The following is a 19,339-nucleotide window of genomic DNA, read 5'->3' as shown; positions in this document are numbered from 1 at the left end:
CGAAAATTAGCCGCTGCCAAAACCTGGGCGTTCGGCTAATTTAGCCGCCTGCTTAATTCAGAGATCAGTCATGGACTCGATAACCCAGGCGGTACTTGGCGCCAGTATCCAGGGCGCACTGCTCGGCCGCTGGCAGGGGCGTAAGGCGCTGTTGTACGGCGCCATGCTCGGCACGCTGCCGGATCTGGATGTGATCATCGATTACGGCGACGCCGTGGCCGATATGACCTATCACCGTGGTTTCAGCCATTCGCTGTTTGTCCTCACCGGGTTGGCGCTGGTACTGACCTGGCTGACCCGACGATTCAGGCATAACCCCGGTTATTCAGCGCAGCGGCTATTTATCACCCTGTGGCTGGTGCTGATTACCCATCCGTTGCTCGACAGTTTCACCAGCTACGGCACCCAGCTGCTGTGGCCGTTAACGCCGATCCCCACCGCCTGGTCGAGCATCTTCATCATCGACCCGCTGTACACCGTGCCACTGTGCATCGCCGTGGCGCTGGGGCTGCTTTATGGTCTGCGTGACCCTGGTCTGCAGAAAACGGCGGCCAAGGCGCCGGCCCTGGCCTTGCTGGTTTCCTCGCTGTACCTGGGTTTTACCCTGGGCGGTAAATACATGGCCGAGCAGCGCGTGGAAGCCGAACTGGCGCGCCAGGGCATCGAGGCCCAGCAAATCTTCAGCACCCCCACGCCGTTCAACAGCCTGCTGTGGCGGGTGATCGTGCTCGATGGCGAGGATTACCACGAGGCACTGGTCAGTTGGTTTGACGATACGCCGCCGACACTCGCACGCATCCCCCGTGGTACGCACCTGGCGGCGGCGCTGGCCGACTCGCCGGCACATGCACGGCTGGCCTGGTTTACCGATGGTGTGCTGCGCTACGACCGGCTGGGGGAGCAGTTGGTGGTCACCGACATCCGTCTGGGCATGACCGGTTTCCACCCTTTCCGCTTCGACTTCGCCACCCTGGAAAACGGCCAGTGGCGCGTGCATGAGCATATCCAGCGCCTGCCGATTGAACGTGGCGATTTCTCGCGCCTGCAGCTGCTGTGGGCACGTATCTGGCAGCCCGAGGTACAAGTACCGCTGCTGGCCTGGGCCGATGAGCTGCGTAAAGCGCCGCTGGCCAGCAGCAGCGAGCAATAACAGCGCTTGCCGGCCCGCAGGGGCCGGCCCTACAGAGACGCCACGCATAGGCTAGGCTGAATCCAACCTTTATCCGTTGGAGTCTGGCCATGAATATCCGGCAGAAAATGATCGCCTGCGGCGCGATCAGCGTACTGGCAGCCACCCTGCTCGGTAGCATCGGTTTCTGGGGGCAAACCCGCCTGGCCAGCGCCCTCAACGAAAACCAGCTGAGTGTCAGCGCCCTGCGCAACCACCTGGAAGGCGACATGATGCACGACGCCCTGCGTGCCGATGTACTTGCCGCCTTCTATATTGACCCCGCCGACAGCGCGGCGGTGACCCAGGTACGCGATGACCTGCGCGAGCACAGCGAATGGTTTACCCGCACCCTTAATGACAACGCCAAGCTGCCGCTCAGCGCGGCTATTCGCCAGGCCATCAGCCAGTCGCAACCGGCCCTGGCCAGTTACATTCAGCAAGCTGAAGGCATCGTCAACCTGGCCCTGACTGACCCGCAGGCCGCGCGCCAACAGATGGCCGCCTTCGACGCCAGCTTTGGCGATCTGGAAGAAAAGAACGAAGCCCTCAGCGGCCTGATCGAAGCGCACTCGGCGCAAACCCGCAGCGAAGGCGAAGCCGCCGTGCAACAAGCCGCCTGGTTGCTGATTGGCGGCATTCTGCTGGTCTGCTGCCTGCTCTGCCTGCTCACCACCCAGTTGATGAAAGCGGTATTGCGTCCACTGGAGAAGATCATCGGGGCGGCGCGCAATATTGCCCAGGGCAACCTGCGTAGCACCATCAGCGTCGACAGCAATGATGAAGCCGGGCAACTGCAGCAGGCGCTGGCGGATATGCAGGGCAATCTGCGGCAGATGATCGACGGCATCCGCGCCGAAGGTGAGCAGTTGCAGCAAACCGCGCGCAACCTTAACGGCGCCTCGCAAAGCATCGTGCGCAGCACCACGGAAGAGTCGCAGAGCGCCAGCAGCATGGCCGGGGCCATGGAGCAGATGATGCAAAACATCGAACAGATCGCCGGCCATGCACGCAATGCCCAGGAGATTTCCTCACACTCCGAACACCTGGCCAGCAATGGCGGCCAGGTGATCATGGGCGTGGTCGATGGCATGAGCCGGATTGCCGAGGCGGTCAACGAATCCAGCGCCACCATCACCGCGCTGGGCGAATCATCCGAAGAAATTCACTCGATCATTCAGGTGATCAAGAGCATCGCCGAGCAAACCAACCTGCTGGCGCTAAACGCCGCCATTGAGGCCGCACGCGCGGGCGAGGCCGGCCGTGGCTTTGCCGTGGTGGCCGACGAGGTGCGCAACCTGGCTGCGCGCACCGCGCAATCGACCCAGGAAATCACCGGAATGATCGAACGCATCCGCACCAGCACCGAGCAGGCGGTCAACAGCATGCAAACCGGGGTTACCCGGGTGAACGATGGGGTGAGCCTGGCGCGTCAGGCTGGTGAATCGATCAGTGAAATTCGCGGCGGTGCACAACGCGCGGCCGAGGTGGTGGAAGAGATATCGCAGACCATTGATGAACAGAGCCGCGCCAGTAGCGAGGTGGCGCAGCAGGTCGAACATATCGCGCAGATGTCGCAGCAAAACAGCCGCACCGTGCATGAACTGGCCGACGCCGCGCAAAGCCTCGACCGCGTGGCGCGCAGCATGCAGAGCGCGGTAATGCAGTTTCAGACCTGAGCGCGACTTCTGACTAGCTGCGGAACTGCGCCACCAGCCCCTGCAGTTCGACGCCCAGACGCGCCAGTTCGGCGCTGGATGCTGCAGTCTGCTGGCTGGCGCTGGCGCTTTGTTCGCCAATATCACGCACCCGCGTCACGCTTTCACTGATGGTTTCCGCCACTGCGCTCTGCTCTTCGGCGGCGGCGGCGATCTGCTGGTTCATCTGCTCGATGGTGCTTACCGCTTGGGTAATACGGCCCAGCGCGGCGCCGGCTTCACCCGCCAGGGTGACGGTGCGCTGAGTCAGGCTGCGGCTGCTGTCCATCTTCTCCACCGCGCCCTTGGCCAGGCGTTGCAAACTGGCGATCAGCCCTTCGATTTCTTCGGTGGAATCCTGCGCGCGCTTGGCCAAGGCGCGCACTTCATCGGCCACCACGGCAAAGCCGCGACCCTGTTCGCCAGCCCGTGCAGCTTCGATGGCCGCGTTCAACGCGAGCAGATTGGTCTGCTCGGCGACATTGCGGATTACCTCCAGCACGCCGCCAATCCGCGCGCTTTCCTGATTCAACGCGGTGATGGCTTCGGCGGATTCCTCCACTTCAGTGGCCAAATGGCCGATCTGGCTGACCGCTTGCTGCACCACCAGATTGCCCTGCTGCGCTTCCTGGTCGGCAGCGCGGGCGGCCAGGGAAGCCTGCTCAGCGTTCTGCGCCACTTCCTGCACGGTTGCAGCCATTTCATGCATGGCGGTGGCGGTCTGTTCGGTTTCCATTTTCTGGTTCTGCACGCCGGCGCTGGTTTGCGCGGTGATCGCCGACAGCTGTTCGGCGGCGGCAGCAATCTGACTGACGCCACCACCAATGCGCCCGACCAGGGTGCGCAGGCTCACGCTCATCACCTGCATGGCAGCCATCAACTGGCCAGGCTCGTCACGGCGGTCCTGCGGCAGGTCGTGGGTCAGATCACCCGCGGCGATGCGTTGGGCAAACACCACGGTCTGCTGCAAGGGCGCAACAATCAGGCGGGAAATAATCAGCGCCGCGAGCATGCCGATAATCACCGCGGCAATACCCATGGCACCGAGCATCAGCATGGCCTGGCGACTATCAGTGGCCATGGCTCGTTCTTCCTCAACCTTGGCTTCATCCACCAGGGCCAGCACCGCCTGGGCACGCTCAACCATGGCGGCTTCGCTTTGCTGGCTCTGTCCGCGCACCTGTTGGTAGTTGGTGAAGGCCTGCTGATACAGGGTCAGTGCCTTCAAGGCGGTTTCGATGGCGCCTTTCTGATCCTCATCCAGCCAGACCATCAGGCTGCGCGCCACGGTTTGCAGGTCGTCGTTGACATAGGCCCACTCTTCCAGCGCTTCGGCCGAGCCATCGATGATGTACTGGCTTTCATGGCCACGCAGGTCGAGCATGCGCTTGCTCAGGCCCGAGGCGGTTTCCGCCAGGGTCAGCGGGTCGCTGCCGCGCAGCTTGTCACCTGCCAAGCGCAACTCACGCACGGCGTCGTACATGTCCAGCTCGATCACATCGAACTGATCACGTGCCTCACCGGCCGCTTCACGCATCTGCGTGCGCGCCGCACGGGCATTGTTCTGCTGCTCGACAAAGCTGTCGAACTGGCGGCGATAGTCAGCGATGGCTTGCTGCATGCTTTGCAGACGCACCTGATCGGCGCTGGACGCAGCGGCCAGCTGCAGGGCAACTGCGGAACTGACCCGGTCCAACTGCTCATTCACCTGGGCGGCTGCCTCACTGGTCTGCCGCAGAGCAAAATCACGCTCGGCGCGGCGCGCCTGCAGCACCTGGGCATCGATTACCGATAGGCCGCTGGTGCTGGCATGCCCGTCCAGCACGGCTTGCACCGCCAGAAAGCCACTGCCAGTGACGGCAACCGTGAGCAACAGCACCAGGCCGAAGCCACACATAAGCTTTTTACCGACAGACAGGTCGGCGAACAGGCGAGCGACAGAAGAGGACATAACAACGACTCCATTTTTATTATCGAGTGCTGCGAGGCGCGCGATGGCAATCCAGGCACGCACATGAACGACTGATGGCAGTTTAGCTCCGCTTTACTGCAACCCTTGCGCCAGAGGCCTTGCCTGGGTTCAGGCAACAGCGCCAAGGCCCGGACCAGAGGCGTTGATGGCGGATCAGGGCGATAACGCCAAAAGCCGAATGCTGCGGATAACCCGGTTTATCGGCAGGTTTCCGCTGATTCTTTATCGCGAATGGCGAGTTATCGCCAGAAAGTCCGCGCCAAGGATATGACGACCATAAGAAAGGCTATGAACCCATTACGTGTTGCGAAACTACAAATCGTAGATTGGCGTTGAGCGCAGCGAAGCCCAACAGGCAGCGGCATGTCTTGTTGGGCTTCGTCGCGTTGCTCCTCAACCCAACCTACCCGCATCGTAGGTGGATTCCGGACAGTGGTCTGCACCGCTACCCCGCGCATAGGCAACGTGCATTCAGACATCGCCAATAAAAAGGGCGCACGGCTTTGGCCCGTGCGCCCTTCTCTACTGTAGCTCAGCTTGGCTGAATTAACGCCCGGCGAGCGCCGGTACGACCCGTGGCCTGAGCACTTCACCGAGCACTGCGAGCAGGCCAATGGCGCCGGCAATCCAGTACCACTGAGCAACCGGATCAAACATCAACCAACCCAGGGCGTGCAGGAACACCACCATGATCAGCACCGGGCTGACGTAGCGCACCATAAACAGCCAGAGGGCATAGCCCAGCGGCGGCAGGTTCAGCTCATCACGCATGATCTCGCTGCGCAGCGCATAACCGGCCAGCAGCACCATAAAGATCCCACCCAGCGGCATCATCCAGCGTGAAGTCAGGTAATCCAGCCAGTCGAAGAAGTTCTTGCCCAGTGGCGTCCAGCCGGCCAGCAGGTTGAACGAGAGCATCGCCAATAGGCTGATCAGCAACAACACGCTGCCCGCCAGAGCGGCAGACTTGATGCGGCTGATGCCGTGCTTTTCATTCAGGTAGGCCACCGTGGCTTCGATCATGGAAATGGCCGACGTCAGCGCGGCAATCGACACCATGGCAAAGAACAGCACGCCAAATGCAGTGCCGAACGGCATCTGCTGGAAGGCCAGCGGCAGGCTCATAAAGATCAGCCCTGGCCCGGCGCCCGGGTTCATGCCATTGGCGAAGATGATCGGGAAGATCGCCAGCCCCGCCAGCAGCGCCACACAGGTGTCGCAGATGGCCACCATAAAGGTGGTGCGGGCAATCGACTGGCCGTCTGGAATGTAGGAGCCATAGGTGAGAATCGCCCCGGAGGCCAGGCTCAGGGTGAAGAATGCATGACCCAGTGCGGCCAGCAACGCTTCGCCGGTGATTTTCGAGGCATCGAAGCTGAACAGGAAATCGAAGCCGGCGCTGAAACCGCCACTGGTAAAGGCGTAACCCACCAGGATCAGCAGCATCACGGCCAAGCCCGGCATCATCCAGCGCACGGCATTCTCGATGCCCTTCTGCACGCCCTTGGCGACGATCCACAGGGTCAGCAGCGCCACCAGTACGCTCCAGCCGCCGAGCTGCCAGGGATTGGCGTTATGCGCTTCGAATACCCCGCCGAGCGCCTCGACACTGGTGGCAGCCAGGGAGCCATCGAGCATTTTCACCGTGTAGGCAAAGGCCCAGCCGGCCACTACCACGTAGAAACACAGGATCATAAAACCGGCCAGCATGGCCATACCGCCGACCGTCTTCCACAGCGGGTTGCCGCCGTTTTCCTTGACCACCCGACCGATCGCATCGATGGGGCTGCCACGGCCACGGCGGCCAATGGCGATCTCGGTCATCATCACCGGAATACCGATGGCCAGGATGCAGGCCAGGTACATCAGTACAAACGCACCACCGCCGTATTCGCCGGTGATATAGGGGAATTTCCAGATATTGCCCAGGCCCACAGCGGAGCCGGTTGCAGCAAGGATAAAGCCCCAGCGCGAGAGCCAGAGGTTCTTGGGTTTTTCACGGGTCATGCGTCACCTGTTTGTTTTTATCTGTGACGAAATAGAACCCGCAGCGCTTGTGGCGCGGCGGAGTGGCAAGGCATCCAGAGTTTGAAGGCAGCCGATCTGGCCACCAGGCACGCTCTGCAAAACCGGATTCGCCAGACCCTAGCGGCGGCGAAGCCGGCAGGATCACTGGGCGTCGGGTTGCACCTCCGGCGCCGCCTGCTTAAAGGCATCCAGAGATTCACAACGCGCCGCCATGGCGAGGATGCGCGGGTACGCATCAAGGTCACAGTTAAAACGGCGCGCATTATACAGCTGTGGAACCAGACAGGCTTCCAGATATCCGGGGCGCTCGCCGAGCGACAGGCGGTCATTGAACACCACCAGCCCAGCCTCGACTGCAGCCAGACCCTTGTGCAGCCAATGGCGGTACCAAGCATCCTTGGCTGTCTCACCAACCCCCAGTTCACCGCTCAGGTACTGCAGCACCCGCAGGTTGTTCAGCGGGTGCAGGTCGCAGGCGATATGCAACGCCAGAGCACGCACCTGAGCGCGCTGCGCCGGATCGCTGGGCAGCAGCGCAGGCGTCGGAAACACCTCATCGAGGTATTCGAGAATCGCCAGCGACTGGGCAATGCGCACCCCGCCGTTGCCCTTATCCACCAGCAAGGGCAGCAGCTCTTGCGGATTTAGCGCCTGATACTCGGCGCTGTGCTGCTGACCGCCGTCCTTGACCAGGTGCACCGGTACTTGCTGGTACGCCAGGCCCTTGAGGTTCAGCGCAATCCGCACTCGGTAGGCAGCACTGGAGCGCCAGTAGCCGTAGAGCGTCAACTCAGTGTTCATAGCGCTCCACCGCCTGATCGATAGCGCCGAACATGCTATGGCCGGCGGCGTCGAACATCTCGATGCGCACGCGGTCACCAAACTTGAGGAACGGGGTTTTCGCCTCGCCGCTCTCGATGATTTCCAGCATGCGCTTTTCCGCCAGGCAGGAAGAACCCGCGCTGCGGTCGTAGTTCGACACGGTGCCGGAACCGATGATGGTGCCGCAGCCCAGCGGGCGGGTCTTGGCGGCGTGGGCGACCAGGGTCGGGAAGTTGAAGGTCATGTCCACCCCGGCATCCGGCTGGCCGAACAACGCGCCGTTGATATGCGAGACCAGCGGCCGATGCACCTTGCCACCCTCCCAGCTATCGCCCAGCTCATCCGGGGTGATCGCCACGGGCGAGAAGCTCGACGACGGCTTGCTCTGATAGAAGCCGAAGCCCTTGGCCAGCTCGCCAGGAATCAGGTTACGCAGCGATACATCGTTGACCAACATCAGCAGCTGGATATGCCCGGCAGCCTCGGCAGCGCTGGCGCCCATCGGCACGTCATCGGTGATCACCGCAATTTCAGCTTCCAGATCGATACCCCAGGCCTCGTCGGCCATCTGGATCGGGCTGTGCGGCGGGATAAAGCAGTCGGCGCCGCCCTGATACATCAGCGGGTCATGCCAGAAGCTTTCCGGAATCTCAGCGCCGCGCGCCTTGCGCACCAACTCCACATGGTTGACGTAGGCACTGCCATCGGCCCAGTGATAGGCGCGCGGCAACGGGCTGTGACAAGCCGCCTGATCGAAGGCAAACGCACCCTCTTCCAGGCCATCATTGAGGCGCTGATACACCGCCTCCAGCTTGGGCTTGGCCACCGCCCAGTTATCCAGCGCGGCCTGCAGGGTGACGGCAATTGCCGGGACTTCAGTCGCGCGGCTGAGGTCGCGCGATACCACGACGAGTACACCATCGCGGCCTTGATTGAGTGATGCGAGTTTCATGGTTCAACCTTCAATGTATGTGTAGGAGCGGGCCATGCCCGCGATGCCTGATACCGCATATACGCGGGCATGGCCCGCTCCTAGGTTGCTCAACCGTCTTTCCCCGGCGCACGCCAGGAGTTCACATATTCGGGAACGTCTACACCGGCGGCGGCTTCGCCGACCTCCAGGGCGCGGCGGGTGTCGATCATCACCGCCACTTCATCGATAAAGGTCGCCGGATCGGTCTGGGCCTTTTTTAGCGCCTTGGGATGCGGGCCGTGGGGGAAGCCGCAGGGGTGCAGGGTGACCATGCCCTGCTCGATATTGTCGCGGCTGAAGAAGTTGCCACGGTGGTAGAACAGCACTTCGTCGTAGTCGTCGTTGTTGTGATAGAACGGCACCTTGAGCGCGCCGGGGTCGCTTTCCACCGGGCGCGGAGTAAAGGTGCAGATGACAAAACCATTGGCGACAAAGGTGGTGTGCGCCGACGGCGGCAGGTGATAGCGGTGGCTCATCAGCGGGCGGATATCGCGCCAGTTGAGCCGTACCACGGTGTTGTCGCCATGCCAGCCAACCACATCCAGCGGGTTGTACGGGTAGGTCACGGTGCTGATCTGGCCACGGCGCTTGATGCGGATCTGCCAGGTGTTTTCGTCCTGCTGCGCCTTGAAGGCCTCATCGATACGTGGATGATCGAGCACCGCCGGGTCGAAGATCGCCTGCGGGCCAACCAGGCCTTTGTCCGGCAGCTGATAGGCGCCGTCGGTGCTTTCAATCAGTAGCATAAAGGTCGGTTCGCTGGCCTCGATACGCCAGGCGGTGCCGCGCGGAATCAGCAAGTAATCGCCGTCGCGGTAGGTCAAATGACCGAAATCGCAGTAGAAGTGCCCTGCTCCCTCATGGATAAACAGCAGGTCATCGCCATCGGCGTTGCGCACCAGATGGCCCATGGCGCCATGGGTTTTCCATACGCGCAGCTTCACATCGCTGTTATGCAGCGTCAGTGGCGCGGCCAGCGGGCAATCACGCTCACTGGAAATATCGTTGAAGTTGAACGCATGCGGACGCAGCGGCCCCTGCCAGTCGATCCAGCCAGTGGGTGGATGCTTATGGTGCAGGTGCGCGGTGGGACCGAAGAAGCCTTCGCGGCCCATCTCACGCTCATAGGTGCCTTCGGGAAAGTCGCAGTGCGCCTGACGCGAACACTCGCCTTCGCGCAGGGGAAAACTGATCCAGTTACGGCTCATGGCCGGTGTCTCCTCAACTCGACAGCTGTGGCGTAGGGTGGGTTAGGCGCCAACACGGTGAAGCAGAATTGCCCCTGGTACCGGTGCGCCGTAACCCACCATTGCGGTGCCGGATTAATCAGCCTTGATCACGCCGCGCTTGATCTGGTCTTCCTCGATGGACTCGAACAGCGCCTTGAAGTTGCCCTCGCCAAAGCCCTGATTGCCCTTGCGCTGGATGATCTCGAAGAAGATCGGGCCAATCACAGTATTGGTGAAAATCTGCAGCAGGATGCCGTCATCGCCCGAGGTACCGACGCCCGGAGCTCCGTCGATCAGGATGCTCAGATCACGCAGCACATCGGTCGGCTCGCCATGCCCGGCAACGCGGGTGTCGACCTTGTCGTAATAAGTGCCGGGGGTGACCATGAACTGCACGCCATTGGCGCGCAGCTGGCGCACGGTGGCGTAGATGTCTTCGCTGCTCAGGGCGATGTGCTGGATGCCTTCGCCCTGGTATTCACGGATAAATTCCTCGATCTGCGACTTGTCGTCGGCCGATTCGTTGATCGGGATACGGATCTTGCCGCACGGCGCGGTCATGGCGCGCGACAACAGGCCGGTGAGCTTGCCTTCGATATCGAAGTAGCGGATCTCGCGGAAATTGGCGATGCGCTCGTAAAAGCCCGACCACACATCCATCTGCCCGCGTTTGACGTTGTGGGTCAGGTGGTCCAGCTCTTTCAGGCCAACCGCGTTGTCGTTCGGCGTGCGCCCTTCGATGTACTCGAAGTCGACGTCATAGATGCTCTTGTCGCCGTAGCGGTCCACCAGATACAGCAGCGAGCCACCGATACCCTCAACGCAGGGGATATTCAGCTCGCCGAAGTTGGCGTGGCTGCCCACCAGCTTGGCGCCCTGGGATTCGACATAAGCAGCAGCCTGAGCCGCGTTCTGCACGCGGAAGGCCATAGCGCAGGCGCTCGGGCCGTGCTTCAAACCGAACTCGCGCACATGCCCGGTGGGACTGCCATTGAGCACGAAATTGATGTCGTGCTGCTGGAACAGCCAGACCTCTTTCGAGCGGTGCTTGGCGGTTTCGGTAAAGCCCATGGCAGTGAACAGCTCACGCAGCTGCTGGATGCCTTCCGGGGTCGGCGCGGTGTACTCGACGAACTCGAAGCCGTCGGTGCCGATAGGGTTGTGCTGTTCGATCTTGTTCACGGCGTTCATTGCGCCTCCTCGTTGTTGTTTTGGTCAGCCGCTGCCTCAGCGGGATTGACCTCATAACAACCGAGCGCAGCCCTGCTCACAAGCCGGCCCAGAGCGCCCTGCCCCAGGCTTGGCCATGGCTTTCGGCAAGTTTTTAATACAGCTAGAGAAACAGCGGGAATGCTGACCGAAAGCACCCGCCCTGCGTAACGAAAGATTTACAAAGCGGTCGATTTAGCTGCCAGGTGCAAGACCGCATTGCCCCAGGCCTGATTGAAATCCACAACAAATTGCGGGCATGGCCCGCTCCTACGGCTCGTGCTGTCCCGCAGGAGCGGCGGGGACGCCTAGTTCATGCCCGCGAGAAAGTGTTGCTTTCGCCAGGAGCCGTAGGGTGGATGACGCTTTTTTCATCCACCGCAAGACTGCGCTGGTGGATGGGTGAAGCGTCATCCACCCTACTTTTGCCACAGAAGATCTCAGTGCTGCAGATGGCCGTAGAGCTTGGCGTAGAGCCCACCGTCGGCGATCAGCTGCTGATGGCCGCCGTCTTCAGCAATGCTGCCGCCATCGAATACCAGCACCCGGTCGGCCTGTTTCACCGCGCTCAGGCGGTGGGCGATGATCAGTGTGGTGCGGCCGCGCAGGAACTGGTTGAGTGCCTGGTGCAGGGCGTATTCGGTTGCGGCGTCCAGGGCCGAGGTGGCTTCATCCAGAATCACCACTTTCGGCTCAGCCAGCACCATCCGAGCAATTGCCAGACGCTGACGCTGACCGCCCGACAGGCGTACGCCGGAGCGGCCGACGATGCTGTCCAGCCCCTGCGGCAAGCCGCGAATGGTGTCGGCCAGCTGAGCGATTTCCAGGGCACGCCAGCAGAACTCGTCCGTGCGCTCACGGCCCATACATAGGTTGGCGCGTACCGTGTCGTTAAACAGTGCGGGATGTTGCAACACCACGGCGACATTCTCGCGCACCGCTTCCAGACCAATCTCTTCCTGGCTACTGCCACCAAAGCTGATGGTTCCGGCCTGCGGCGTATACAGCCCAAGCAGCAGCTGTACCAGGGTGCTCTTGCCGCCGCCGCTGGCGCCGACGATGGCGACCTTCTCGCCTGGCGCGATGCTCAGGTTGAGTTGATTCAGCACTGGCTCATCGTTATAGGCAAAGGTCAAACCACTGACTTCGATGCCCACGGTGTCGCGGCCTTTGAACGGATCGACGCGACCGGGGTATTGCGGCTCATCCTTGCGCGCCAGTAGCTCGTTGATCCGCGTCAGCGCACCGCCTGCGGCGTAAAAGGCGTATTGCAGACTGAGCAGCTGCTCGACCGGGCCGATCATAAACCAGAGGTAGCTGAACACTGCGAGCATCTGGCCGATCGACAGGTCGGAGAACAGCACGGTAAGCATGGCCGCAGCGCGAAACACGTCGATGCCGAACTGGAACAGCAGGCCGCTGGCGCGATTGGAAGCGTCAGTCTTCCACTGCGAGGCGACGGCGTAGTCGCGCACTTCCTTAGCGCGGCCACCGAGGCGACCGAGGAAGAAGCCCTGACGGTTGCCGGCGCGAATTTCCTGAATCGCTTCGAGGGTTTCGGTCAACGCCTGGGTAAAGCGCGAGGTGCTGTCGTTTTCCAGCTTCTTCAGGTGCTTGACCCGCTTGCCCAGCTGCACCGTGGCGTAGATCACCAGCGGGTTGAACAACAGGATCAGCAGCGCCAGCTGCCAGTGCATCCAGATCAGAATCGCCGAGGTGCCGGCCAGGGTCAGCACCGCCACCAGAAAGCGGCTGAGGGTTTCGCCAACAAATTTATCCAGCGTGTCCAGATCGGTGACCAGATGGGTGGTCACCGTGCCGCCGCCGAGGCTTTCGTACTCGCCGAGGGAAATGCGCTTGAGCCGTTCAATCAAACGAATACGGATGCGGTAGACGATGTCCTTCGACAGCCGGGCAAACAGCCGCGCCTGCAGCACATTGAAGATCAGTGCGCCACCGCGCAGAAAAAACGTCAGCACCAGCATCAGGCCGATATAGCCAGCGGCGGTTTCCCAATGGGCCGGCAGGAAGTTGTCCATTACCTTGAGCGCGGCGTCACCGTCGTTGAGCAGTACTTCATCGACCAGCAGCGGCAGTAACAGCGGGATCGGCACGCTGCACAGGGTGGCAAATACCGCCACCAGGTTAGCCAGGATCAGGGCTTTTTTGTGGTGAAGGGCCAGCCGACGAACTTCCGCCCAACTCAAACGATCAGGCATGGGCAACCCGCTCCAGCCAGCGCGCAAGTAAGGGCTGCAGCACATCTAAAGGTTGATAGCCGTTAGTCAACAGCGCCACTTGGCCGTTGCGCTCTGCCAGCAGAGTGGGAAAGCCGGCAATACCTAAATCCTGGGTCCAGCTGAAATCGGCGGCGGTGGCGGCGCGTTGCACGGCGCTGTCGAAGGCTTCGGCAAACACGATGCGCGGTATCCCCGCGCGCTCGGCCAACTCCACCAGCACACTGGCGCGGGTGACATCCACCCCTTCGGTATAGAACGCGCGCTGGATCAACTGAGTCAGCGGCCAGACCAGCTCGGGGGCCAGGCTGCGCGCCGTGACCAATGCGCGGCAGGCCGGCTCGGTGTCGTAGACCAAGCCTTCTGGCAAACCGGCATTGAAGTTGAACAGTTGACCAGTGCTGGCATTGACCGCCTGCCAGTAACCCAGGTAACGCACCCGCGCCGCGGCATCGATAGCCACGCCATCACGGCGCAAGCCGCCCAGCACGAGCTGCAGGCCGACGCCTGCCGCAGCGGCCTGCTCAGCGAGGGACTCCAGCACCGGGGCAAAGCCCCAGCACCATGAACACATCGGGTCCATCACATAGAGCAGGCGTGCTTGCATGCTTAAGCCTCGCGGTTTTGTCGGGGGTTGTAGCCCAGCGGGTGTGGCTGATTACGTTCTTTGGCCAGCTCAATCTGCCGCTGACGCTCGCGGGCACCGGCGCGGGTTTTCTCCGGCAGCGAGTCCCAGCAATGCGGGCAACTGACGCCTGGGGTATAGAGTTCGGACTGACGATCTTCCACCGACACCGGCGTGCGACAGGCGTGGCACTGGTCGTAATCGCCTTCGCTGAGGTCGTGACGCACGGTCACCCGATTATCGAAGACAAAGCAGTCGCCCTGCCATTTAGTCTGTTCCTGCGGCACCTCTTCGAGGTACTTGAGAATGCCGCCCTTGAGGTGGAAAACCTCCTCAAACCCTTCACCGAGCATATAGCTGGAGGCCTTCTCGCAGCGGATACCGCCGGTGCAGAACATTGCGACTTTTTTGTGCTTGGCCGGGTCGAAGTGCGCCTTGATGTACTCGGGAAACTCGCGGAACGACTTGGTTTTCGGGTCGACCGCGCCCTCGAAGGTGCCGATCGCCACTTCATAATCGTTGCGCGTATCGATCAGCAGCACTTCCGGGTCCGAGATCAGCGCATTCCAGTCCTTGGGCTCAACATAGGTGCCGACCTTCTGGTTCGGATCAACACCCGGCACGCCCAGGGTGACGATTTCCTTCTTCAGCTTGACCTTGGTGCGATAGAACGGCTGCTCATCGCAGTAGGACTCTTTATGGTCGATATCGGCCAGGCGCGCATCCAGGGCAAACCAGGCGAGCAGCCCGTCGACTCCAGCACGACTGCCAGACACGGTGCCGTTGATGCCCTCTTCAGCAATCAGCAACGTGCCCTTGATGCCGTTATCCAGCATGGCTTGCAGCAGAGGTTCGCGCAGCTCATGGAAGTCGGGCAGGGAAACGAATTTATACAGCGCGGCGACAACGATCTTGTCAGTCATGTGCACGTCCTTCAGTAGTCGCCCACGTAAAGGGCGGACCGGGATATAAAAGTGGCCGGCTGCGAGTTGATAGGCTGACCACCTGCAAACAAAACCGCCGGCGCTAGGCCGGCGGGGTGCGCAGTTTACTGCCCTTGAGAAGCGCCGTGTAGAGGCGAATTGCCTCAGAACCTGTTTACGATCTGCTGCGCGTCGGCCCTGATGCGTTAAAAGCAGGGCTCTAGCTCGCGAGATCGTAAGCAGGTTCTCAGTGGCCGCCCTTGCAGGTCGGCGACGCCGGCGCCACACCCTGCTGCGACCACTCATCGGAGGTATACGTGTGCAGCGCCAGGGCATGGATCTGCCCCATCAGTTCACCTACGCAGGCATAGACTTTCTGGTGACGTTTGACCGCATTCAGGCCAGCAAACTGCTCGCTGACGATCACTGCCTTGTAATGGGTTTCCAGGCCACGGCTGTGCATATGGCTTTCATCCAGCACCTCAAGGTGCTGGGGTTGCAGGCTCGCCAGAGCGGCTTGCAGTAAATCGATTTTCGGCATTGATACTGTCACTCAGGGCTTTTTCGGAGTCAGCTTGGTGGTCATTTCCGCCAGCAGCTGGTTGACCTTGGGTACGGCGGCTTCCAGCTTGCCCTGGGTCAGTTGTGCAGACTGCGCGGTCAGCGTCGGCATCTTTTCCAGGACTTTCTTGCCCAGCGGCGATTCATAGAAACGGATCAGGTCTTTCATTTCCTGCTCAGTGAAGTTACTGGTGTAGAGCTTGACCATATCCGGTTTTAGCCTGTCCCAGCCCACGGCCTGCTCAAGGGCTACATTGGCCTGGGCCTGATAGGTTTCCAGAACGGCCTTCTCGCTCTGCGGCGCATTGCTTTCGGCAAAACGCTGGGCAAACATCTGCTGCACCTGGGCATACACCGGTACAGCCAGCTTGTCGGCGCGGGCCAGCAGCAGGAAGCGCTCAGCGTCGGCGGCGTGGCTCTTGGCATCGGCGAGCACCTGAGCACTACCGCACGTCAGTATTAAGGCAGCGCAAAAGGCAGGTAAACGTGACATGTACTACTCCTGAGGGAGGGAATGAGTGTTGTTGGACTCAATTGTCGGCATTTTGTGCCCAAGCACCGCTCACACTCAAGTAAGTGAGCACGTCGATCAATTCACACTACAACTGTGCACTGGCGCACCGCCTGCTTAAAGGCCAAAATGCCAGCACTTGCCGAGCAGGCCAAGGCCTGTGCATGCTCGGCCAGATAAACCATCTCTGCTTCAGCGTGCCGACGCTCACAAGGCGAGGCACCAGCACACACATGGACGTGTCGATGAACAGTTTCACTCACCCAGAGCCTCTTGCCGCCATCGCGCTGTGCGACAGCCACGGCCTGCTTAACCCGCAAGCCATCGGCTGGTCGCCCAGACCCATGGTTGATTGCGCAATACCCGGGCACTTCGGCCGGCGCAAACGCTGGAACCATTGGTGCATCACCACCCCGCAGTGGATGCTCTCGTTCACCCAGGCCGACCTCGACTACCTGGGTTATGCCGCCGCCTACTTCCTTGATCTGCAAAGCGGACAAGCCGTTGCCTACAGCCAGTACCGCCTATTCGGTCGCGGCTGCGACCTGCCAGATCAGCCGCAGGCCAGTCACGAATTCAACCACCCTCGCCTGCAACTGCGCGTGGCGGAACACACCGGGCGCACGCGAATCACTATCAATGCACCCGATATCGGCGGCCAGGCGCTGCAGGTTGCCCTGGATATTCAGCGCCCTGCTCACTTGGATTCGGTCAATCTGGTCGCCCCACTTGGCCCGCATAGCTTTCACGCTACCAGCCGTCAGCTGGGCCTGCCCTGCAGTGGCAGCGTGCAACTGGGTAAGCAGCATTTCAGCTGCGTCACCGGGCAAAGCTTTGCTTCGCTGGATTTCGGCCGTGGCGTCTGGCCGCTCAACAGCCACTGGACCCGCGCCGCCTTTGCTGCGCCGGGCGGTATCGCCGGCAACTTCGGCGCGGGATGGACGGACCACAGCGGCCTATCCGAGAACACCCTGTGGTTCGGCGGCGAACTGCAGCACCTGGATACCCTCATCGCCATCACCCAGGCGCCGCACAACCCACTGGCGCCGTGGCAACTGCGCAGCACGGATGATGCCGTACAGCTGACCTTCACCCCACGCCAGCGCCACCAGGCCTACCGTCGGCTAGGGCCGTTCTATGCAGATACGCAGCAGTGGTTCGGGCATTTCGAGGGTGTTCTGCGCGGCCCGGAAGGTGAGCGCGTGCCGGTCAACAACGCCCTTGGCTGGCTGGGTGAAACCCACGCCCGCTGGTAATAAGCCATCGATGTTGAACCTCTGCTGATGCATAGCGACCTAAGCTGAGATACGCCAGGCTGGCAATCGCTGGCCTGGCAATCCGCTTACTGCACGCGCAACCATCAGGAGAGCCGCCATGAGCCGCACTGAAACCGATAGCCTGGGCCCGATTGAAGTACCTGATGAAGCGTACTGGGGCGCGCAGACCCAACGCTCACTGATCAATTTCGCCATTGGCCAGGAACGTATGCCCCTGGCTGTGGTGCATGCCCTGGCGCTGATCAAGAAGGCTGCCGCGCGGGTCAACCAGCGCATTGGCGAATTACCGGCCGACCTGGCCCGACTGATCGAGCAAGCGGCCAACGAGGTATTGGCCGGGCAGCACGATGAACAATTCCCCCTGGTGGTCTGGCAGACCGGCAGCGGCACGCAGACCAATATGAACGTCAATGAAGTGATCGCCGGGCGCGCCAATGAACTGGCCGGCAGCGGCCGTGGCGGCAAGACGCCAGTGCACCCCAACGACCACGTCAACCGCGCGCAAAGCTCCAACGACAGCTTCCCCACGGCCATGCATATCGCCGCCGTGCAAGCCGTACAACAGCAGCTGCTGCCCGCCGTGCGCGAGCTGCGCGACGGTTTGCAGGAGCAGGCCGAGCGCCATGCGCGCCTAGTCAAGACCGGCCGCACCCATATGATGGACGCCACGCCAATGACGTTCGGCCAAGAACTCTCGGCCTTTGTCGCGCAGCTGGGTTACGCCGAGCGGGCCATCCAGGCTGCCCTGCCAGCAGTCTGCGAACTGGCCCAGGGCGGCACGGCAGTCGGTACCGGCTTAAACTCGCCGCAGGGTTTTGCCGACGCCATGGCCGCTGAACTGGCCGCACTGAGTGGTCTGCCGCTGGTCAGCGCGCCGAACAAGTTTGCCGCCCTGTCCGGCCACGAGCCGCTGGTTGCGTTATCGGGCGCCTTGAAAACCCTCGCAGTGGCCCTTATGAAGATTGCCAACGACCTGCGTTTATTGGGCTCCGGTCCCCGCGCAGGTTTTGCCGAAGTGCGTTTGCCGGCCAATGAGCCTGGCAGCTCGATCATGCCGGGCAAGGTCAACCCCACCCAATGCGAGGCGCTGTCGATGCTGGCCTGCCAGGTTCTCGGTAACGACACCACAATTGCCTTTGCCGCAAGCCAGGGCCATCTGCAGCTCAACGTGTTCAAGCCGGTGATCATCCACAACCTGCTGCAATCGGTACGCTTGCTCGCTGATGGCTGCCATAACTTCCAGCAGCACTGCGTCGCTGGCCTGCAACCGGACGCGGCGAAAATGGCCGAACACCTGGAGCGCGGCCTGATGCTGGTGACCGCACTCAACCCACATATCGGCTACGACAAGGCCGCACAGATCGCCAAGCAGGCCTACCAGGATGGCACCACCCTGCGTGAAGCAGCACTGCAGCTGGGCTACCTGAGCACTGAACAATTCGACGCCTGGGTGCGTCCCGAAAACATGCTGGAGGCAGGTCAACATGAGTGAAGCGGCAAAGAGCGGCGCAACACCACTGGAAGGGGACGGCAAACGCATCCTGATGATTCTCGGCACACCGAAAAACAGCAGCTTCTGCCATGCCCTCGGCGAAGCCTATGCCCAGGGCGCACGCAGCAAGGGCCACGTGGTACGCCAGCTGAAACTGGGTGAGATGAGCTACGACCCGGTGCTGCGCGATGGCTACGAGCAAAGCCAGACCCTGGAACCGGACCTGCTCGAAGCGCAGCGGCAGATCCACTGGGCCGAGCATCTGGTATTTGTCTACCCGGTCTGGTGGGGTGGCATTCCCGCGCTGCTCAAAGGCTTTTTTGACCGCACCTTTCTGCCCGGTTTTGCCTTCAAGTATCGCAACCGCTCGCAACTCTGGGACAAGCTGCTAACTGGGCGCACCGCCGATCTGCTGGTGACCATGGATACGCCGCCCTGGTACTTTCGCTGGATCTACGGCGCGCCTGGGCATCGGCAGATGACCCGTACCATCCTCGGTTTCAGCGGCATCAAAACCCGCCGCCTGGCCGAATTCGCACCGGTACGCCCCTCTTCCGAGGAACAGCGCCAGAGCTGGCTACGCCGCGCCGAAGCACTGGGCGTGCGTGCTTAAAC

At 61.6% G+C, this 19,339-nt stretch carries 16 protein-coding genes and 1 pseudogene; 5 read left to right on the top strand and 12 right to left on the bottom strand.

Annotation, left to right across the window (positions count from 1 at the left end; translation table 11 throughout):
• The first annotated feature begins 70 nt into the window (after window positions 1-70).
• A complete protein-coding gene (locus Q8M42_RS09520; RefSeq protein WP_304863642.1) occupies window positions 71-1,150 on the top strand; it encodes a metal-dependent hydrolase in 1,080 nt (359 codons plus the stop codon).
• A gap of 89 nt (window positions 1,151-1,239) precedes the next feature.
• Window positions 1,240-2,847, top strand: a complete 1,608-nt coding sequence (locus Q8M42_RS09515) for a methyl-accepting chemotaxis protein (RefSeq protein ID WP_304863644.1) — start codon at window positions 1,240-1,242, stop codon at window positions 2,845-2,847.
• 13 nt (window positions 2,848-2,860) lie between these two features.
• Here the strand turns inward: Q8M42_RS09515 and Q8M42_RS20985 are convergent, their stop codons facing one another.
• The 12 genes and pseudogenes from Q8M42_RS20985 to Q8M42_RS09460 form a co-directional block, all read right to left on the bottom strand.
• Window positions 2,861-3,574, bottom strand: a complete 714-nt coding sequence (locus Q8M42_RS20985; RefSeq protein WP_370870348.1) for a methyl-accepting chemotaxis protein — start codon at window positions 3,572-3,574, stop codon at window positions 2,861-2,863.
• Window positions 3,575-3,718: 144 nt separating this feature from the next.
• Window positions 3,719-3,877: pseudogene (locus Q8M42_RS20980) on the bottom strand (HAMP domain-containing protein); the annotation flags it as partial.
• Window positions 3,878-5,383: 1,506 nt separating this feature from the next.
• Entirely contained in the window at window positions 5,384-6,844 is a 1,461-nt protein-coding gene (locus Q8M42_RS09505) for a sodium-dependent transporter (protein ID WP_304863648.1), read from the bottom strand.
• Between the two features lie 162 nt (window positions 6,845-7,006).
• On the bottom strand, window positions 7,007-7,666 hold the full coding sequence (gene maiA, locus Q8M42_RS09500) for a maleylacetoacetate isomerase (RefSeq protein ID WP_304863650.1): 660 nt from the start codon (window positions 7,664-7,666) through the stop codon (window positions 7,007-7,009).
• Window positions 7,656-8,639 (bottom strand): fumarylacetoacetate hydrolase family protein, encoded by a 984-nt coding sequence (locus Q8M42_RS09495; RefSeq protein WP_304863652.1) that lies wholly within the window; start codon window positions 8,637-8,639, stop codon window positions 7,656-7,658. Before Q8M42_RS09495 ends, maiA begins: the two co-directional genes overlap by 11 nt.
• An 89-nt stretch (window positions 8,640-8,728) precedes the next feature.
• Window positions 8,729-9,868, bottom strand: coding sequence for a homogentisate 1,2-dioxygenase (locus Q8M42_RS09490; RefSeq protein WP_304863654.1), 1,140 nt, complete (start codon window positions 9,866-9,868; stop codon window positions 8,729-8,731).
• 114 nt (window positions 9,869-9,982) lie between these two features.
• The gene (hppD, locus tag Q8M42_RS09485) at window positions 9,983-11,080 is read right to left on the bottom strand and encodes a 4-hydroxyphenylpyruvate dioxygenase (protein WP_304863656.1); all 1,098 of its coding nucleotides are present in this window, start codon (window positions 11,078-11,080) and stop codon (window positions 9,983-9,985) included.
• Between the two features lie 458 nt (window positions 11,081-11,538).
• Window positions 11,539-13,317, bottom strand: coding sequence for an ABC transporter ATP-binding protein (locus tag Q8M42_RS09480; RefSeq protein ID WP_304863657.1), 1,779 nt, complete (start codon window positions 13,315-13,317; stop codon window positions 11,539-11,541).
• Window positions 13,310-13,942, bottom strand: a complete 633-nt coding sequence (locus tag Q8M42_RS09475; RefSeq protein ID WP_304863660.1) for a DsbA family protein — start codon at window positions 13,940-13,942, stop codon at window positions 13,310-13,312. Before Q8M42_RS09475 ends, Q8M42_RS09480 begins: the two co-directional genes overlap by 8 nt.
• A gap of 2 nt (window positions 13,943-13,944) precedes the next feature.
• The gene (locus Q8M42_RS09470) at window positions 13,945-14,883 is read right to left on the bottom strand and encodes a rhodanese-related sulfurtransferase (RefSeq protein WP_304863662.1); all 939 of its coding nucleotides are present in this window, start codon (window positions 14,881-14,883) and stop codon (window positions 13,945-13,947) included.
• Between the two features lie 247 nt (window positions 14,884-15,130).
• The gene (locus tag Q8M42_RS09465) at window positions 15,131-15,424 is read right to left on the bottom strand and encodes a BolA family transcriptional regulator (RefSeq protein WP_304863665.1); all 294 of its coding nucleotides are present in this window, start codon (window positions 15,422-15,424) and stop codon (window positions 15,131-15,133) included.
• A gap of 12 nt (window positions 15,425-15,436) precedes the next feature.
• Entirely contained in the window at window positions 15,437-15,937 is a 501-nt protein-coding gene (locus Q8M42_RS09460; RefSeq protein WP_304863667.1) for a DUF2059 domain-containing protein, read from the bottom strand.
• 263 nt (window positions 15,938-16,200) lie between these two features.
• Between Q8M42_RS09460 and Q8M42_RS09455 the strand changes: the two genes are divergently transcribed.
• The 3 genes from Q8M42_RS09455 (at window position 16,201) to Q8M42_RS09445 (ending at window position 19,337) form a co-directional block, all read left to right on the top strand.
• Window positions 16,201-17,211 (top strand): DUF2804 domain-containing protein, encoded by a 1,011-nt coding sequence (locus tag Q8M42_RS09455; RefSeq protein ID WP_304863669.1) that lies wholly within the window; start codon window positions 16,201-16,203, stop codon window positions 17,209-17,211.
• Between the two features lie 118 nt (window positions 17,212-17,329).
• A complete protein-coding gene (locus tag Q8M42_RS09450; protein ID WP_304863671.1) occupies window positions 17,330-18,724 on the top strand; it encodes a class II fumarate hydratase in 1,395 nt (464 codons plus the stop codon).
• The gene (locus tag Q8M42_RS09445; RefSeq protein ID WP_304863674.1) at window positions 18,717-19,337 is read left to right on the top strand and encodes an NAD(P)H-dependent oxidoreductase; all 621 of its coding nucleotides are present in this window, start codon (window positions 18,717-18,719) and stop codon (window positions 19,335-19,337) included. Before Q8M42_RS09450 ends, Q8M42_RS09445 begins: the two co-directional genes overlap by 8 nt.
• The last annotated feature ends 2 nt before the right edge of the window (window positions 19,338-19,339 follow it).

The sequence above is a fragment of the Pseudomonas sp. genome (genome assembly GCF_030684895.1).
GTDB lineage: Bacteria > Pseudomonadota > Gammaproteobacteria > Pseudomonadales > Pseudomonadaceae > Aquipseudomonas.
The sequence above is the reverse complement of the archived record's forward strand: the minus strand, read 5'-3'. Positions and strand labels throughout refer to the sequence as shown.

Excerpts from the sequence above, each read along its gene's own strand:
- Q8M42_RS09520 (WP_304863642.1), top strand. The coding sequence starts at position 71 with ATGGACTCGATAACCCAGGCGGTACTTGGCGCCAGTATCCAGGGCGCA.
- Q8M42_RS09515 (WP_304863644.1), top strand. The coding sequence starts at position 1,240 with ATGAATATCCGGCAGAAAATGATCGCCTGCGGCGCGATCAGCGTACTG.
- Q8M42_RS20985 (WP_370870348.1), bottom strand. The coding sequence starts at position 3,574 with ATGCATGAAATGGCTGCAACCGTGCAGGAAGTGGCGCAGAACGCTGAG.
- Q8M42_RS09505 (WP_304863648.1), bottom strand. The coding sequence starts at position 6,844 with ATGACCCGTGAAAAACCCAAGAACCTCTGGCTCTCGCGCTGGGGCTTT.
- maiA (WP_304863650.1), bottom strand. The coding sequence starts at position 7,666 with ATGAACACTGAGTTGACGCTCTACGGCTACTGGCGCTCCAGTGCTGCC.
- Q8M42_RS09495 (WP_304863652.1), bottom strand. The coding sequence starts at position 8,639 with ATGAAACTCGCATCACTCAATCAAGGCCGCGATGGTGTACTCGTCGTG.
- Q8M42_RS09490 (WP_304863654.1), bottom strand. The coding sequence starts at position 9,868 with ATGAGCCGTAACTGGATCAGTTTTCCCCTGCGCGAAGGCGAGTGTTCG.
- hppD (WP_304863656.1), bottom strand. The coding sequence starts at position 11,080 with ATGAACGCCGTGAACAAGATCGAACAGCACAACCCTATCGGCACCGAC.
- Q8M42_RS09480 (WP_304863657.1), bottom strand. The coding sequence starts at position 13,317 with ATGCCTGATCGTTTGAGTTGGGCGGAAGTTCGTCGGCTGGCCCTTCAC.
- Q8M42_RS09475 (WP_304863660.1), bottom strand. The coding sequence starts at position 13,942 with ATGCAAGCACGCCTGCTCTATGTGATGGACCCGATGTGTTCATGGTGC.
- Q8M42_RS09470 (WP_304863662.1), bottom strand. The coding sequence starts at position 14,883 with ATGACTGACAAGATCGTTGTCGCCGCGCTGTATAAATTCGTTTCCCTG.
- Q8M42_RS09465 (WP_304863665.1), bottom strand. The coding sequence starts at position 15,424 with ATGCCGAAAATCGATTTACTGCAAGCCGCTCTGGCGAGCCTGCAACCC.
- Q8M42_RS09460 (WP_304863667.1), bottom strand. The coding sequence starts at position 15,937 with ATGTCACGTTTACCTGCCTTTTGCGCTGCCTTAATACTGACGTGCGGT.
- Q8M42_RS09455 (WP_304863669.1), top strand. The coding sequence starts at position 16,201 with ATGAACAGTTTCACTCACCCAGAGCCTCTTGCCGCCATCGCGCTGTGC.
- Q8M42_RS09450 (WP_304863671.1), top strand. The coding sequence starts at position 17,330 with ATGAGCCGCACTGAAACCGATAGCCTGGGCCCGATTGAAGTACCTGAT.
- Q8M42_RS09445 (WP_304863674.1), top strand. The coding sequence starts at position 18,717 with ATGAGTGAAGCGGCAAAGAGCGGCGCAACACCACTGGAAGGGGACGGC.